The 16,367-nt window shown below is 39.6% G+C and carries 15 protein-coding genes; 8 read left to right on the top strand and 7 right to left on the bottom strand.

What is annotated here, in order from left to right; genetic code table 11:
• The first annotated feature begins 115 nt into the window (after positions 1–115).
• Genes mnmA through purB form a run of 3 tightly spaced genes read left to right on the top strand, consistent with a single transcriptional unit; the run spans position 116 to position 3,273 of the window.
• Positions 116–1,255 carry a tRNA 2-thiouridine(34) synthase MnmA gene (gene mnmA, locus HWV02_RS05595; RefSeq protein WP_211689891.1) on the top strand — a complete coding sequence of 380 codons (1,140 nt, stop codon included), beginning with the start codon at positions 116–118 and terminating at the stop codon, positions 1,253–1,255.
• A gap of 2 nt (positions 1,256–1,257) precedes the next feature.
• On the top strand, positions 1,258–1,881 hold the full coding sequence (hflD, locus tag HWV02_RS05590; protein WP_211678872.1) for a high frequency lysogenization protein HflD: 624 nt from the start codon (positions 1,258–1,260) through the stop codon (positions 1,879–1,881).
• Between the two features lie 24 nt (positions 1,882–1,905).
• Positions 1,906–3,273 carry an adenylosuccinate lyase gene (gene purB, locus HWV02_RS05585; RefSeq protein ID WP_211678871.1) on the top strand — a complete coding sequence of 456 codons (1,368 nt, stop codon included), beginning with the start codon at positions 1,906–1,908 and terminating at the stop codon, positions 3,271–3,273.
• A gap of 84 nt (positions 3,274–3,357) precedes the next feature.
• Here the strand turns inward: purB and HWV02_RS05580 are convergent, their stop codons facing one another.
• The 3 genes from HWV02_RS05580 to HWV02_RS05570 form a co-directional block, all read right to left on the bottom strand.
• Positions 3,358–4,731, bottom strand: coding sequence for a DUF1329 domain-containing protein (locus tag HWV02_RS05580; RefSeq protein WP_211689890.1), 1,374 nt, complete (start codon positions 4,729–4,731; stop codon positions 3,358–3,360).
• A 22-nt stretch (positions 4,732–4,753) separates the two neighbouring features.
• Positions 4,754–6,538: a DUF1302 domain-containing protein gene (locus HWV02_RS05575; RefSeq protein ID WP_211689889.1), complete on the bottom strand. Its 1,785-nt coding sequence runs from the start codon at positions 6,536–6,538 to the stop codon at positions 4,754–4,756.
• 124 nt (positions 6,539–6,662) lie between these two features.
• Entirely contained in the window at positions 6,663–7,520 is an 858-nt protein-coding gene (locus tag HWV02_RS05570) for a DUF547 domain-containing protein (RefSeq protein WP_211689888.1), read from the bottom strand.
• 437 nt (positions 7,521–7,957) lie between these two features.
• Between HWV02_RS05570 and HWV02_RS05565 the strand changes: the two genes are divergently transcribed.
• From HWV02_RS05565 to HWV02_RS05555, 3 genes are all read left to right on the top strand, one after another.
• Entirely contained in the window at positions 7,958–8,590 is a 633-nt protein-coding gene (locus HWV02_RS05565) for a 2OG-Fe dioxygenase family protein (protein WP_211689887.1), read from the top strand.
• Between the two features lie 118 nt (positions 8,591–8,708).
• On the top strand, positions 8,709–9,947 hold the full coding sequence (locus tag HWV02_RS05560) for a cysteine desulfurase-like protein (protein WP_211678866.1): 1,239 nt from the start codon (positions 8,709–8,711) through the stop codon (positions 9,945–9,947).
• A gap of 226 nt (positions 9,948–10,173) precedes the next feature.
• Positions 10,174–10,653, top strand: coding sequence for a DUF962 domain-containing protein (locus HWV02_RS05555; protein ID WP_211678865.1), 480 nt, complete (start codon positions 10,174–10,176; stop codon positions 10,651–10,653).
• 63 nt (positions 10,654–10,716) lie between these two features.
• Here HWV02_RS05555 and HWV02_RS05550 read toward each other — a convergent pair whose 3' ends face one another.
• The 3 genes from HWV02_RS05550 to HWV02_RS05540 all read right to left on the bottom strand — a co-directional run bounded on the left by HWV02_RS05550 (position 10,717) and on the right by HWV02_RS05540 (position 13,953).
• On the bottom strand, positions 10,717–12,468 hold the full coding sequence (locus HWV02_RS05550) for a flotillin family protein (RefSeq protein ID WP_211678864.1): 1,752 nt from the start codon (positions 12,466–12,468) through the stop codon (positions 10,717–10,719).
• Between the two features lie 67 nt (positions 12,469–12,535).
• Complete coding sequence (locus tag HWV02_RS05545) at positions 12,536–13,168, bottom strand: YqiJ family protein (RefSeq protein ID WP_211678863.1); 633 nt, start codon at positions 13,166–13,168, stop codon at positions 12,536–12,538.
• Positions 13,169–13,506: 338 nt separating this feature from the next.
• Entirely contained in the window at positions 13,507–13,953 is a 447-nt protein-coding gene (locus HWV02_RS05540; RefSeq protein WP_211674463.1) for a GNAT family N-acetyltransferase, read from the bottom strand.
• A 230-nt stretch (positions 13,954–14,183) separates the two neighbouring features.
• Between HWV02_RS05540 and HWV02_RS05535 the strand changes: the two genes are divergently transcribed.
• On the top strand, positions 14,184–14,813 hold the full coding sequence (locus HWV02_RS05535; RefSeq protein WP_211689886.1) for an outer membrane beta-barrel protein: 630 nt from the start codon (positions 14,184–14,186) through the stop codon (positions 14,811–14,813).
• 73 nt (positions 14,814–14,886) lie between these two features.
• On the opposite strand, the gene HWV02_RS05530 is transcribed toward HWV02_RS05535, so the two are convergent.
• Complete coding sequence (locus HWV02_RS05530; RefSeq protein ID WP_211674461.1) at positions 14,887–15,381, bottom strand: GNAT family N-acetyltransferase; 495 nt, start codon at positions 15,379–15,381, stop codon at positions 14,887–14,889.
• Between the two features lie 235 nt (positions 15,382–15,616).
• On the opposite strand from HWV02_RS05530, the gene ahpC reads away from it, so the two are divergent.
• Complete coding sequence (gene ahpC, locus HWV02_RS05525; protein ID WP_211674460.1) at positions 15,617–16,174, top strand: alkyl hydroperoxide reductase subunit C; 558 nt, start codon at positions 15,617–15,619, stop codon at positions 16,172–16,174.
• Positions 16,175–16,367: the final 193 nt, after the last annotated feature.

Genomic DNA, 16,367 nt, shown 5'->3' with positions numbered 1-16,367 from the left:
CCTAAGAACAGTAACTAACTGTGGCCAGAACACCTATTTCAGTTATATATTTAATACATTAGCAAAAAAGCCTTTAACTTTATTTGCATTACTACAAGAGTAATTAAAAGGTCCTATGACAAATAATACAATCGACGCCCGTACTAAAGCGTTAAACAGTACTAAAAAAGTAATCGTTGGCATGTCCGGCGGTGTTGACTCATCTGTTTCTGCTTACCTGTTACAACAGCAAGGTTATCAAGTAGAAGGCCTGTTCATGAAGAACTGGGAAGATGACGATAATGATGAATATTGTGCCGCTGCTGAGGACCTAGCAGATGCACAAGCAGTATGTGATAAATTAGGTATCGAGTTACACGCTATTAATTTCTCTGCTGAATACTGGGATAACGTATTTGAATACTTCTTAGCTGAATACAAAGCTGGTCGTACACCAAACCCAGACATTCTTTGTAACAAAGAAATCAAATTTAAAGCATTCCTGCAGTTTGCATCAGAAGTACTTTCTGCTGACTATATTGCCATGGGTCACTACGTTAGCCGTCGTCAAAAATCCGATGGCACATTTGAAATGTTACGCGGCTTAGACAGCAACAAAGACCAAAGCTATTTCTTATACACACTAGATCATGTACAGGTTTCACGTTCATTGTTTCCTGTAGGTGAATTAGAAAAACCAGAAGTACGTCGTATTGCTGAAGAACAAGATCTCATCACAGCAAACAAAAAAGACAGTACCGGAATTTGTTTTATTGGTGAACGTAAATTCACTGAATTTCTAAGTAAATATCTCCCTGCACAGCCGGGGAAAATTGAAAGTGTTGATGGCGAAGAAATTGGTGAGCACCAAGGTCTGATGTACCACACACTGGGCCAACGTAAAGGCCTACATATCGGCGGCATGAAAAACAACAACAGCCAAGAACCTTGGTATGTAGTTGATAAAGATATGGCGCGTAACGTATTACTTGTGGCACAAGGTCATAACCACCCGCGTTTATTCTCGACAGGTTTAATGGCATCGCAAATCCATTGGGTTAGCCGCGAACCACTAACGCAGCCATTACGTTGCACTGTAAAAACACGCTACCGCCAGACGGATGTACCTTGTTTAGTGACACCAATCGGCGAAGACCAAATAGAAGTAACTTTTGATAAACCCGAACTTGCGGTTACACCAGGCCAATCAGCGGTATTTTACCTTGATGACGTTTGCCTAGGTGGCGCAATTATTGACGTTCAAATTAGGGGCTAACCGTGTCAACTAACTTCCAAGAATCAAATATTGCCTTTGCAGGTGTTTGTCAGGCGGCAGCGCTTGTCCACCAACTTGCAACAACAGGTAATTGTGATGATACACAATTAAGTAATACCTTACGTTGCGTAATAGTGACAGACCCAAGTCAGACCATTGAGGTTTATGGCGATTACGCAAACTTAGAATTAGGGTATAAAACCCTTGTAGCACAGTTAAGTAATACGTCTTCGGGGCCTGATAGCGCTTTAACACGCTACATGATCGGCTTAGTAGCACTAGAACGTAAACTTGCTAGACGCAATGATATTCTTGGCATGTTAGGTGAGCGTATCTCACAAGTGAAGCGCCAAACTCATCACTATGATTTAACGGATGCACAAATTTTAAGTAACATGGCGTCAATTTATGTGGACTTAATCAGTCCACTTGGCACCAAGATCCAAATTGCAGGAACCTCAAGTTTCCTACAACAAACATTGGTGAGAGATAAGATCCGTGCGGTATTATTCGCCGGTATTCGCTCAGCAGTGTTATGGCGACAAACAGGCGGTAAACGTCGCCAAGTAGTTTTCAATCGTAAACACATGGTAGAGCAAGCGAAACAACAATTAGCTCGAATTTAACCTAAACACACCCAGGAGTATGTAATGGAATTATCAGCGTTAACAGCTGTTTCCCCGGTCGATGGTCGCTACGGTAGTAAAACAGTAGCCCTGCGTTCAATTTTTAGTGAATTTGGTCTAATCAAATACCGTGTACAAGTAGAAGTTCGTTGGTTACAAAAACTAGCTGAATGTGACGCTATTGCAGAGGTTCCAGCACTAAGTGCTGACGCGAATGCTGCATTAAACAGCATCACAGATAACTTCTCTGAAGCTGACGCTGCGCGTATTAAAGCAATTGAAAGCACAACAAACCACGATGTTAAAGCAGTTGAATACTTCCTGAAAGAGAAAGTGGCTGATAACGCAGAACTACATGCAGTTTCTGAATTTATCCACTTCGCTTGTACTTCAGAAGATATCAACAACTTGTCTCACGCGTTAATGTTAACGGAAGCACGTGAAACAATTCTTTTACCTTACTGCGAAAAGCTTATCGACAGCCTAACAGTATTGGCAAAAGAATATGCTACAGCGCCATTATTATCACGTACTCACGGCCAGCCTGCATCGCCAAGTACTATGGGTAAAGAATTTGCTAACGTTGTTATGCGTTTACGCCGTCAAATGCTACAAATTGCTAACGTTGAAATCTTAGGTAAAATCAACGGTGCTGTAGGTAACTACAACGCACATATCTCAGCTTACCCTGCTGTAGATTGGAACGAGTTCTCTGAAGAATTTGTTACTAGCCTAGGTGTTGTATGGAACCCGTACACAACGCAAATCGAACCGCATGATTACATTGCTGAACTGTATGACGCAATTGCACGTTTCAACACAATCATTCTTGATTTTGACCGTGACATCTGGGGTTACATTTGCCTAGGTCACTTCAAGCAAAAAACGATTGCTGGTGAAATTGGCTCTTCAACAATGCCACACAAAGTTAACCCGATTGATTTTGAAAATTCAGAAGGTAACATTGGTATTGCTAACGCACTATTCAATCACCTTTCTGCAAAATTACCGGTTTCTCGCTGGCAGCGTGACTTAACAGATTCAACTGTATTACGTAACCTAGGTGTTGCTATCGGTTATTCTGTTATTGCATACGAGTCAACGTTAAAAGGTGTAAGTAAATTACAACTTAACGAAGAAGCGCTACGTGCCGATCTTGATCGTAACTGGGAAGTTTTGGCTGAGCCAATCCAAACAGTTATGCGTCGTTACGGTATCGAAAAACCATACGAAAAGCTAAAAGAGCTTACACGTGGTCGTCGTGTTGATGGTCCTGCTATGCAAGAATTCATCGATACACTAGAGCTAACTGATGCAGTTAAAGCGGAATTAAAATTAATGACGCCAGCTAACTACATCGGTCGTGCTGTTGAGTTCGTTAACGAACTTTAATTAGCCGCTAGATAAAAATAAAGCCCAAGTTTCACTGCCTTAAACTAGAAATAGCGAAAGGTAGCTTGGGCTTTTTTGTACCTATTAACGCCCTAATCGTTTCAGTGCAAATATTGAGAAATCATTACGTTTCACATCAATATCAAACTGAGTTCCTTTTCTTTCTTCATTCGCCAATCCACTCGCTAAATAACGTCCAGCAATAAGATCATATAAAATTTCTGCGGCCACCCAAGTCACGCCAACATTATAATATTGAACCGCATGGGCTTCTGATACTCGCCATAATAAATCATGCGCATCATAATGGTCGACAATACTGGCTTGCCAACTATCTTCATCAATAAAGAAATTACGTTTTGCATAAACATGACGTTTGCCCTCTTTCAGTGTGGCCTGAACTTCCCACACTCGATGTTTTTCATAACGCGTATGCTCTTGGTTAATATGACCAGGTCTTATAATGTCGTCGTAGCTCAAATCAGTAGAAGAAAGTTGATAAGCATTATAAGGAACGTACAGCTCTTTTTTACCAACTAACTTCCAATTATAACGATCGGGCGCACCGTTATACATGTCGAAATTATCCATTGTAGCTAAGCCTTCTGAACCTGTAGACTCACTATCATATGCGATACTTGGAGCTCGACGCACACGCCGCTGACCAGCGTTGTAAATCCACGCCTTACGTGGCTCTTTCACTTGGTCCATAGTTTCATGCACTAAGGTTACAGTACCCGTTAAACGTGCAGGTTCTAAAATACGTTTTATATAATAAAATCGAATGTTGTCATCTTTTTTAAGATTTCGACCGCTTCGCAGTGTCTCTGGTATCGATGAAATTTCTTTACTTTTAATTTTGGTATAACCACCATTTTTTTGCACTGGTATACTCGTAAATACCCGTTCAGCACGGCCGCCTCGGTAGCGGGTGATGTGATTCCAAATCACTTCTAAGCCATTTTTAGGGATCGGGAAAGGAATAGCTATATTATAATTATTCACGCCATTCCCTTCTTCCGTTAAGGTTGCTGTTGTCGCATTCGCCTTAATCACATCATACATGTCATCTTTTAAAGCAAAACTTCGGCGGGTTTGATAGACCGGCATTTTATATGTCTTAGGGTAAGCACTAAACATCGCCATCTGCCCCGGTGTTAAGTTATTCTTGTACTGTTCCACATTATCAGCCGTGATCGTGAACAATGGTTGATCTGCGATATAAGGGTTGTCGACACGTTCATTTTCACCATAGTTCTTGCCTAAGCTCATATTCGTTATGCCGCCAGTCCAAGCTGGAATTGAGCCATCTTTATTACCCGTAACAAGGGCTCCAACTGGCGTCAGAGTATCCCCCAATTGACTCGCTTCTTCTTTACTTACTTTTGCCATAGCAGTTGATGACATCATTATCATCGCAATAGCGACGACACAAGGCGCTTTATTAAATGCTTTCATTAGTTAAATCCTTTTACTAATCTTAAAATGACAGGCCAAATACGAGAGAGATATAATCACGGTCGGAAATAGGATTAAATCGCCCTTCAAATCCGCTATAACTTAATGACATGCTATATCGTTGTGCGTAATCCGCTTTCAATGCCAAATTAATACCTCTTCGTCCTTCTTGAAAGGTACCTTGTGGTTCAGGACTGTAACCATAGACATCGTGAGACCAAGCAACAGAAGGTGATAAATCAACACCCGAGAAAACGTTGCGATAATTCGCTTGCACAGATAAACGGTAACCCGCACTATTTGATGTCGTGAAACCATCATCAGTATTGTGACCATCACTGGTATTAAAGCTATTACCATAAATAGAGCTACGACCATACTTTCTCGAATCATCTAAATTCCATACATGACCAAAACCAAATTCAGCAACCGTACTAATCCGATCCGTACCTAATACTTGGTCAAACAGCCTAATAAAAGTAAGCTGAGCTTGGGTATAATCGAAACGGTCAAAACCATCAATGGTATCGCCTACATCAAGACTTCGGTATTCTTCTTCAATTGGCGATCCAGTTGGTGATGCTGATAACGCAGGCGTAAATAAGTCAGAGCCATTAATTTGTAGTGGTAAGCCTAAACGATGGCTAACCTCACCAGATACCGCTAAAGCATTAAAGGTCGTATTAAAGCTTAAACCAAGTAGTTGGATATCTTCCGGGTAGACAGTATGGTATTTTGCAAGCGAGTTAGGATCTGGAGCAAGGGGATTAAAAGTTGACTGTCCAACCTCTAAACTAACGTAAGGGAGACGACTGTGGTAATTCATATAATATAACGCAAATACTGTTGAATTGAGGTCCTCTGCATAGTACTTCAACGCGAGACCAAACTGACCGTTATCCGATGCATATTCATCAGTGCCACGACGTTGATAGTAACCTGCGTTATACCCTGCTTGTTCACCAATTGCATCGGTAATAAGAGATACGTTACAACCTTCAGAAAAAGTATCTGAAGTTGAAAAGTAAGTACCGCAACTATCGATGACAGTTGGTTCAAACTTAAGTTGATAGAAAGCCTCTACGGCCAGATCTGCTGTAATACCAACATTTGTAAATAGCATATTAACAGGCAGCAAACCTTCTTTAACTTCAGCGCCTGGCCGATGAAATGCGGCAGCATCGACAGGGTTAACCGTGTTAATACCACCTTGAATATAAGAACTCTCCCCCCAATTAACGACCTGCTTACCTAATCGAAGATCAACAACTGAATCACCAATATCAAAATCAGCAAAAATATAGGCATCTAATAATGCTACGCCCTTCGCTTTTGTTAATGAATTAAAATCATCATCATTAATAACCTGGTTCGGTACGTAGCTATTTGTCGCGCTACCGTGGTGAACATCTTTTTGATCAAGCACATAATCGTACCAATATTTACCACGAAAAAAAGCACCAAAATTATCATATTGCAATGTAAAATCATGCAGTCCTTTTACTGTCTGCGAAAAAGCATCTCCGCGATTATAATTCAAATTACCATCGTCCCCGGAAGAGGAGTTACCAACCATACCCGGTGGTACAGCATCAGCATAAGTGATACCATTTTGCCTACCTAAATTCTTCACATCTGCGTTTTCGACTCGCCAACTTGATCCGGCTGAAAACTGGGAATGAAACGCACCTTCTACATCTCCCCAATTAAACTCGAATGCAACTGCCGAACTCGCGTAACTGAGTGTAATTAATGCAAGTGTAACGCATTTGCTTTTATATTTTATTTTCTGTTTTATAGCATCCATACTAACTTTACTTTCATCCCTTTATTAATAATTAACCAGCACGAATGTTAAAATTCGTACCTGCTCGAACAACCCACTGTTAGTTGATGTAAATGATATAGGCGTGATTTTAACTGATCGCTTGCTATGGCTGATTTAATCGCCAGTCATAGTCATAATCGATGTCTTCGGGGTTTTGTTGGAACTTTACCAAGGCTTGCTTTAATGCCGGTTTAGCAAATAACTTCAAATGTTCAATAAGATCATTCTCATTGCTTCCAAAGTCTTCTTCATACCAACTGTATATTTTGGATAATACTAAGTCGTCACCAGATACCGTTACACCTCGAGGATGGTTTATAAAACTTACCGCAGCAGTATTTAATTGTTGTTCGATATTATCAGCAGTGAATGCTTGAGCGGATAAGTTGGGGCACCCATAACTCGCGCAATTTATTGCATAATGTATACGTGGGTCTTTCCAGATAGGACGTAAGATAGTTTGCTCAATATCGTTTAAGCTAACCGTTCTATTATTAATTGTTGCTAGTTCATCATCCCAAGGGCCAATAGCAAAAAATGTATCCCCTATCCAGATAATTGACGATGCTGGATAGTTATCTAGCACCAATTTAACAGTTAGCGCATTATATAGATTTATCCAATACGCCTTTTGTTGAGCACGATTAAAATCGAGTGGATTAAGTCCCTGTAAACGCGTTAAATACTGACTCAGTATTTGTTTATCACCTGCTGTTACGGCCTTATAATCAAATAGGTTAATGATAGCCTTGTCTTCTGAAACAATTAAATAATTATCGAGTAATAATTGCCACGAATCATGGTTAATAACGTGCTCTTCAGACTCATTACTTTGCTCCCAATAAACATCAGGTTCAGCAAAAACATTGCCAGAAAACAAAATAAATACGAGTGTAACTATTTTATTCCTCAGTATTTTAGTGATCTTTTCAAACTGTTCTCGAACTATCGTATGATTCATCCTTACATCCCTTTATGCATACACATCCATATATATACTTATTATTTAACTATATAACTAGGTAGCATGAAGCTGTCTAATAAATAACGTACGAACAAAGATTGGTTAACAAATTAGATCCAATTTGTGTGTACTCCCTTATAAAATCAAATGGATTGTTAAACAAATGATGAAATAGTTTGTTATTTCTTCGTCTTTTTTGTGCGCCAGCTATCACTTTAATTTTGTGAAGCAATAAACCCAAAACTGAAAAGTTACACTTTTTCGATATATAAATTCAAGATGAAACAAAAAAAACAGATCTAAAATTTCAATTCGAAACACCAAATCAGTCACTTGTAAAATATACTTTTGAAGTTCAGTTCCGTCTTGAAAGTAATCGTCATACACGGATAATCAGCACCTTATCTACATTTGATTAACCAAGGATTTACACCATGAATGGATCATTTCTTATTGAAGCATTTCAAGCACCCTCAACCTACGCGCAAAACTTAGGTGATTTTTTTAATGATTTAGGTGCTGATCCTTACCTTGAAAGTAACTGTCGATTCCGCGCATTTTCGCAATACCAAAAGACCGAAACACAATTTGAAAAATTAGATACAAGTACCTTCATGCAGTCATCTGATGTAAACCGTCTTATCGGTAATGTTGAGCGCAAGTTCGAAGACATCTCACCAGCGCTTGACCAGCATCCTGATTTTCAAAATTTATTAAATGCATTTCTTGAACGAACAAACGTCGATACCACAAAACAACCGATTGGCGTTCACCAGATCCGTGTCGTTTGCTCACAAGATAAGTCAGGGTCACCAGCACCCGAAGGTATCCATCAAGACGGTTTTGATTTTGTGGGTATTTTTTGTGTAAAAAGAGACAACATCGCAGGTGCATTTACGCAGATATTTTCATCGCCAGTTGACCAGCATCCACACATGAGCACCACGTTAGAAGAAAACCAATTTATCATTTTTAATGATCGTCGTTATTACCACTACGTAACAGAAACACTGCCAGATCAACAAGATGAAACCGGACTACGCGACGTATTTGTTTTCACTGCTTGATCTATAAAACCAGCATGATATCAGCAACCAAAACATCACTCACACTCAGAGAACAAGATTACTCTTTGCACAAATAGAAGATGCAGAAGTAACAAAAAATTTATTAAAGGAATAACCTATGAACTTATGTATTGAGTCAATCCGCCAAGCTTTCCCAGCTTTACAACAGCAAGTAAATGGTGAGTCAGTGTACTTTTTTGACGGTCCTGGTGGCTCACAAGTTCCACAATCAGTGCTTGATGCAATGACTGCTTATTTAGGTAAATATAACTCGAACCTTGGCGGTCGTTTTTTCTCAAGTGAAAAGACCGTTGATGTGATGCGTAACGCACGCCTAAGCGGCCAAGCATTACTAAATACGCCATCACCAGATAACATCGTCTTTGGTGCAAACATGACGTCTCTGACTTTCCAGTTAAGTCGTGCTATCAGCCGTGATTGGAAAGTAGGTGATGAAGTTATTGTTACTTCTCTCGACCATTATTCGAATGTATCAACATGGCAGCAAGCAGCCGATGACAAAGGTGCACTAGTGCATCAAGCTCGTGTTAATGAAGCCGATTGCACGTTAGACTGCCAACATTTAATCTCGTTAATTTCCAACAAAACTAAATTAGTGGCTTTAACATTTGCATCGAACACCACAGGCTCATTGGTCGACGTGAAGCAAATCATTGAAGCGGCGCATGCAGTGGGTGCTAAAGTATATATTGATGCGGTACATTACGCGCCACACAAGCTTGTTGATGTACAAGCGTTGGGTTGTGATTTCCTCGCCTGTTCAGCCTATAAATTCTTTGGTCCTCACGTAGGTATAGCTTACGTGGCACCTCAATGGCTACACACCTTATCACCATACAAAGTAGAACCCGCTACAAACCAAGGGCCAGGTCGATTTGAAACTGGTACACAAAGTTTTGAAGCGCTAGCTGGATTTAGCGCTGCAGTTGAATATCTTGCGCATGCTGGTGATGAAGCGCTACCGCTACGTGAAAGGCTTGTACAAAGCTTCGAACTATACCAAGCCCATGAGCAACAACTCAGCCAGCACTTTCTTGAAAAGCTAGCACAATACAGCAACGTGACGCTGTATGGTATTAATGATATGGACCGATTAGCAGAACGTACCCCTACCTTCTCTATCCGTATTGACCATGCCTCACCAGAAGATGTATCAGGCCTGCTTGGTCAACATAATATGTGTGTTTGGAATGGTCATTTCTATGCGATCGGCTTATGTAAGCAGCTAGACATCTTAGATAAAGGTGGCGTGATCCGCATTGGCTTTATGCATTACAATACCACCAGCGAAATTGATGCTCTATTTGATGTGTTAGCAACAGTATTGATTAAATAGCCATTAACACAGCCTCAAATTAATATCAGTAAACCCAAGTGCCTTACCTCACTTGGGCTCTGCTTAAAATACGTTCCATCTCAATATAAACACATCATAAATAACATTAAATATCCAAAATAATATCTCTATAACACTTTCATTTTATGAGTCATGCTAGCCTATTAACATCTCATCGATACACATTATCACTCGTGTAATTTATAGCATAGCCAGGAAGTAAGATATGTCACGTCAGTCGAGAACAGTACAGCAATGGTTTGATGAATATGGGGTCAGCCATCAGAACAAAACCAATAAGCGTATTCATTGGGTTATGGTACCAGTCATATTCTTTACCATTGTTGGTTTGTTATGGTCTATTCCGAAAGCAGATTGGATGGGAACATCAACTTTAATCAATTGGGCAACACTAGCCATGCTACCTGCGCTGTATTTCTATTACACCTTGTCAGTACGTATCATGTTAGGTATGTTAGTGTTCACCGGTGCGTGCTTAGCTACGTGTTATGTTCTCACCCTGACCTTATCCATACCGTTATGGATATTTAGTGCGGTACTGTTTGCAGTTGCTTGGGTATTTCAGTTTATTGGTCATAAAATTGAAGGCGCGAAGCCGTCATTTTTTGAAGATCTACAGTTTTTATTAGTTGGCCCAGCTTGGTTACTGGGATTTATCTATCGACGCGCGGGCATTAACTATTAAAAAATCCCCTTTATCGTGAAATAAAGGGGATATAGAAACTCAATAATTAAGTTCGGTATTCCATTATCCGATATCACTGTCCGACTTGTTTATCGGATCATTGGTTGGTGCTTTAGTCACCGACTGTTTGATGAGATTATGATTACCCGTCAGTAAATCTTCCAGCGAACCATTTTCTTTATCAACGAGTCCAATCTCTTTAAGCATATTATCCACCAGCGGTGCATTAGCACGATAATTTAACGCCGCCATAGTGACTTGCTCAGATAGACTTTGTGGCGCAGATGAGCGCTCATCATTTGAACCTACACCAGTCACGCTGTGACCGTTATTACCACCATAGCCTTGCAGGATCTTGATGCCTTCAATATTCTCTAATGGCTTAACCGCATTGGCAATTAACTCTGGTAGTACTTGTAAAATAGCCAACGATTTTTGTAGGTCTATCTGCTCAGTACTCAAAAGATTATCCGCCTCATAACGCGAACGTTTACCTGCCGCTTCAACGGCATACACTTTCTCGTTTGCTTCAGCGTTCAGTTTTAACGCATTCGCTGATGCTTTTGCTTCAATTAAAATTGATTCAGCATTATCTTCTGCAGCTTGTTTTCCCGCATGTGCTTGAACGGTAATACCAACAGCTTCACGCTCGGCTTCTTTAGTTGCCGCGATAACTTCAATTTGCTTGTTACGATTTGCTTGTGCAACTTCACGTGCTGTAATCACAGCTTCTTCTTTCTCTACTTTGCTCTTCTCTGCTTCCGCCGCTTTAGCACGTGCAGCAGATTCTTCTTCAGACTTAACCGCAACGGCAATTTGCTTTTCTTGCATCGCAACTTCAATGTCACGCTGCTGTTGAATTCTGGACTGCTCTAATACTTTTATTTTTTCAATTTCCGCTGTTTCAATGAATTTGGCTTTTTCAATTTCAGCGGCTTCAATCGCTCTTTGCTTTGCGATTTCAGCTTCGCGTTCTTCTTGTGCTCTTTGCTCTCGCTGCTTAACAATCGTCGCTTGTTGTTCTGCTTTACGCATTTCAAGGACTTGCTCTTGGTTTAATTGTGCATTCTGTTTTTCTTGTTCAATTTCTAATGATTGTTTCTCTGCAAGTACATTACGTTGCTCAATCAGAATTCTATTCTCTTGCTCAATGTCATTGGTTTCTTTACGTTTACGCTCAATAATCTGAGCAAGTAACGCACGACCTTCAGCATCGAAGGCATTATTTTTGTTGAAGTATTGTAAGTCTGTTTGATCAAATCCTGTTAACGATACCGACTCTAGTTCCAGTCCATTTTTTTCTAAATCATTCATCACACTCTGCTGCACTTTTTGCACAAAATCAGAACGCTTTTCATGCATTTCTGTCATCGTCATTTCAGCCGCAACGGCACGTAACACATCGACAAATTTAGATTCCATTAACTTTTTCAATTCTTCCACGCGCATGGTTCTAAGGCCAAGTGTCTGCGCCGCCATTGAAATGCCTTCTTTAGTCGGTGCAACACGTAAATAGAAGTCGGCTTTTACGTCCACACGCATACGGTCTTTGGTGATCAAAGCATCTTTTTGGATTTTTTCTACTTCAATACGTAAAGTATTCATACTGACAGGGATGGTTTCATGCAATACCGGTAATACCAACATCCCGCCATCTTTAGCAATTTTTTCACCACCCATTCCCGTTCTTACAAAAGCTACTTCTTTAGTTGAGCGCACATACAATTTGGCAATAATAAGACCGATTGTCAGTAATGCAACAACGGCAATGCCCGCTATGGTTAAGGTAAACGTGAGATTTTCTGATAATTCCATATGATAATATTCCTAAAGTGAATGGTAGTTTTATTGATTAATTATTTATAGCTTAGTTATTTGAAACTCACTTAAATGGGATCGCGAGCCAGCTCGTTGTCAACTTTTCAACCACAACGACTTCTGAACCTTGCGTAAAAATTTCATGTTCGTAAGCAGGCTCAACCATCAAGTAATGCTTTTGATTAACGTCATCAATGAGTACTGCTTCTGCGGGGTTACCTTTCGTTGCGGTCCCTATCGTAATGCGGGCTAATTTACCATTGAACTCTGCAGTTGATGTTACTGACGCGTCACGTTGTGGTAATAGTTTGGCCAACTTAGCCCCTATTAAATGCAGGAAAACCAAGGTGATAAATACACTAATTGGTCCCGTGATTAAGAATGAAGGCTGCCACTGAAAAATCGATATTGCGGTAAAATTGAGTACAAAGCCTGAAATAGAAAATAAGGTAAATGACAAAATTAACCAAATGAATAAGGGTAATTTACTCAGGCATAGCCAGTCTAACGCCGTGGTAAAACCACCCGCTTGCACAGATGCCGAACCATCAAGATTAAAAGGCGAGATATTATCGAATATGTCTAATAGGCTGAGCCCTATGAGTAACCCTAAAATTTCAATTACGGTAAATATAAATACGATACTAATCGCTATGGTATAAGCTAAATTAATATCAGATAAAAAGAACGCCAGCATATTAACTCCATAAAATCACAAGCCAAAAGTCTATAACTACTTGAATTTTATAGAATACACTAACTAACACTTACCTTTGTGTGGCTGAGGTCACATAAAATATTTTATAACACTAATATCAACCATAAGAATGAGTATATAAAACTTTTAAATCAAAGTATTAGGACAAAACTATAGGTCTTTGATTAGTACCATGAGTAAACCGTAATAGATTAATACTAGGTTTGTGAAATCAGCATTGAAGAAATGTTTATAGAAGAAGAAAGGCTAATCGTTAACCTTTCGATATCAACTCAAATACGGTATATGGATGCGTGGTGGATTGTGAGCTGCAGTACTTATTTGACGGCTAAATGGTAACTAAAATATTCCGTATTTTTTAAAAATCCTAGTTTTTCGTACAGTGCTTGCGCTGAGAAATTATCTTGTGCAGTATTTAAATCTACTCGAATTGCACCGATGTTTTTTGCTTCTCGCACCACCCGATGAATCAACTCATTTGCGACGCCCTGTTTCCGATACGCAGGTACAATAAACAAATCGTTTAAGACCATGATTTTACCTAATGATACCGACGAGAACGAATGATAATTAAGGACAAATCCCATCGCTTCCCCCGCTTTGTTATAAGCGATAAACACGGTCGCATCATTATTCATTAAACGCTCACCTAAATACGGACGGTATTTTTGAGGGGCAGATGGTTGCTTATAAAACACCATATATTGATCAAATAAACTAACGAGATCGTTTAATTCTTCCAGAGAGGCTTGCTTGATGTTCATAAAATCCCTTTTAAATATGAATCGACAGATTACAACGACTAATACAGCCCATCATATGTCTTCATTTTAACGAGTGTTCATCCAGAATATCAATATTTCATTAAATTACAATAACCAGAAACTCCTTATTTATTCATACTTTAGCCAGATTATTTATCGATATACTACGATACACTATAACCAATGAAAATTAATTCTCGACTTTTAGCTCATTTAACAAGGAACGTAAAATGAAACTAATATATCTGTATTTCACATTAGCCACGCTATTTTCTAGTGCGGCTTTTGCCAATAATAACTATACTCCGGTTAGCTATCGCTATTACCAACTAAACTATACGGAAGTTGCAGCTGAAAATGCTAATGACCCGTTAAAAACCTACCAGATCAATATATCCAACTTAATTAGCCCTTATATCTTTAGCAGGACAAGTTTCAACTATTTAAGTAAAGAAACGATTATTGACGCACAAAATTCAATGACAACAACGTCAATGCAAGCCGTATTCAACATGGGTACAAGGTTGGCGCTATTACCCAAAATTGATCTCACAATTGAAAGTGGTGCTATTTATGAATTTGGTAAAGAAATCGAACTTAAATCGAATTCGGTTTCCGCTACTAATGATGATTTTGACCGTGAGTTCGGATTTAATGCAGCTGTAGGTCTCGCCATGCAATTCAGTCACCAACTAGAGTTTATTATTGATGCGGCTTATATCGATATCGGTGACGAATCAGAAATGGAATACAGTGCGGAACTCGTTGCCCACCTACTGCCAAATCTAGCGCTAGTCGCAAGTGGCGTGATGTATGAAGAAAGCTCAGGGTTTGGTTTTGGCTTGCAATTTGACTTTTAATTACGAGTGATACCAAACAATTACAGCGGCTAATACAATTTAACCGCTGTAATATTGATATCTAAAAAATAGCTTATATCGAGGATAATTGATATCTCAGCACGTGTTGGTTTTCTTCTTCACAATAGAATTGATTAATAAATTCGCCGTCACAACTTTCGATAACTTTACGTGACGCAATATTGACGGGATCACAAGTGATAATAACATTATCGGTTAATACTGTTTTTTGAATACTCGCTAACATGAATTTAGCGACGCCTTTACCTCTAGCAGATGACCTAGTTTCATATCCAACATGACCGATCACGTCCTCGATATAAGCATTAGTCCCCAGCCTCACTCGTATTGATCCAAGAATAACCCCATTCTCGATACAGAAATAAGTAATGATCGGTGTCCAACCTTTCGGGAGTTGCTCACCACGAGCATAAGCAATCCGCTTGTTAAGATAGCCAGCGTAATTATTGAAGATAAACTCATAGAGGCTAATACCATCATCTACGCATTCATCGACATAAGATTTGAAGGCGGTTAAATGCGTCATGTGTGCAATCTCTATTTTCATATCACTATCCACTCTCGAGTATCCCTATTTCCAATACGCTCACAATCACTGCGCATCATACCAATCACAAACTATATCACGGCGCTTAATCACGTTCAAAACAAGTGATAGATTTAAACTATCATTTTCATAGATTCAATCAGATGTACCTATCCGTATAATTACCCCATAATCCTTCTCATGGATTCGCAACAAGAATCCAATCGAGTAATCAACTAATTAATAGGATGACAACATGATCAACACTGAAATTAAACCGTTTAACGCAACCGCTTTCAAACAAGGCGAATTCGTAGAAATATCAGAAAAAGACGTGAAAGGTAAATGGGCTGTATTCTTCTTCTACCCAGCTGACTTCACTTTTGTTTGTCCTACTGAACTAGGTGATGTTGCAGACCATTACGAAGAACTACAAAAACGTGGCGTAGAAGTTTTCTCAGTATCAACTGACACTCACTTCACTCACAAAGCATGGCACGACAGTTCAGACACTATCGGCAAAATCAACTACTACATGGTAGGCGACCAAGCTGGCAACATTACAAACAACTTCGGTGTAATGCGTGAAGGTCAAGGTCTTGCAGACCGTGCAACGTTCCTCGTTGACCCACAAGGTGTTATCCAAGCAATGGAAATCACTGCAGAAGGTATTGGCCGTGACGCTGAAGACTTAATGCGTAAAGTTAAAGCTGCACAATATGTAGCAGCTAACCCAGGTGAAGTATGTCCAGCTAAATGGAAAGAAGGCGAAGCAACACTTGCTCCTTCACTAGACCTAGTAGGTAAAATCTAATTTAGAGGCGACCTCAGTATCGCTTAGCAGTCGCTGAGGTCATTTAAAAATACATTTTCGATGAACATCTCTGCATAAATTTCACAACCGATTGTTGAGTAAGAAAGTAGATTTTTAAATTAACCAAATTGCTAATAGCGTTTCCAATAAACGTATCTAATCTAGCCATAAGCAAAATTTAAAAGGTGTCACT

It is taken from the genome of Moritella sp. 28 (assembly GCF_018219435.1).
Classification (GTDB): Bacteria; Pseudomonadota; Gammaproteobacteria; order Enterobacterales; family Moritellaceae; genus Moritella.
This window is presented reverse-complemented; position numbering and strand designations above follow the sequence as displayed.

Coding starts and splice junctions, on each gene's coding strand:
- ahpC (WP_211674460.1), top strand. CDS start 15,617: ATGATCAACACTGAAATTAAACCGTTTAACGCAACCGCTTTCAAACAA.
- HWV02_RS05560 (WP_211678866.1), top strand. CDS start 8,709: ATGAACTTATGTATTGAGTCAATCCGCCAAGCTTTCCCAGCTTTACAA.
- HWV02_RS05545 (WP_211678863.1), bottom strand. CDS start 13,168: ATGCTGGCGTTCTTTTTATCTGATATTAATTTAGCTTATACCATAGCG.
- HWV02_RS05530 (WP_211674461.1), bottom strand. CDS start 15,381: ATGAAAATAGAGATTGCACACATGACGCATTTAACCGCCTTCAAATCT.
- HWV02_RS05565 (WP_211689887.1), top strand. CDS start 7,958: ATGAATGGATCATTTCTTATTGAAGCATTTCAAGCACCCTCAACCTAC.
- HWV02_RS05575 (WP_211689889.1), bottom strand. CDS start 6,538: ATGGATGCTATAAAACAGAAAATAAAATATAAAAGCAAATGCGTTACA.
- purB (WP_211678871.1), top strand. CDS start 1,906: ATGGAATTATCAGCGTTAACAGCTGTTTCCCCGGTCGATGGTCGCTAC.
- HWV02_RS05555 (WP_211678865.1), top strand. CDS start 10,174: ATGTCACGTCAGTCGAGAACAGTACAGCAATGGTTTGATGAATATGGG.
- HWV02_RS05540 (WP_211674463.1), bottom strand. CDS start 13,953: ATGAACATCAAGCAAGCCTCTCTGGAAGAATTAAACGATCTCGTTAGT.
- HWV02_RS05580 (WP_211689890.1), bottom strand. CDS start 4,731: ATGAAAGCATTTAATAAAGCGCCTTGTGTCGTCGCTATTGCGATGATA.
- HWV02_RS05550 (WP_211678864.1), bottom strand. CDS start 12,468: ATGGAATTATCAGAAAATCTCACGTTTACCTTAACCATAGCGGGCATT.
- HWV02_RS05535 (WP_211689886.1), top strand. CDS start 14,184: ATGAAACTAATATATCTGTATTTCACATTAGCCACGCTATTTTCTAGT.
- mnmA (WP_211689891.1), top strand. CDS start 116: ATGACAAATAATACAATCGACGCCCGTACTAAAGCGTTAAACAGTACT.
- HWV02_RS05570 (WP_211689888.1), bottom strand. CDS start 7,520: ATGAATCATACGATAGTTCGAGAACAGTTTGAAAAGATCACTAAAATA.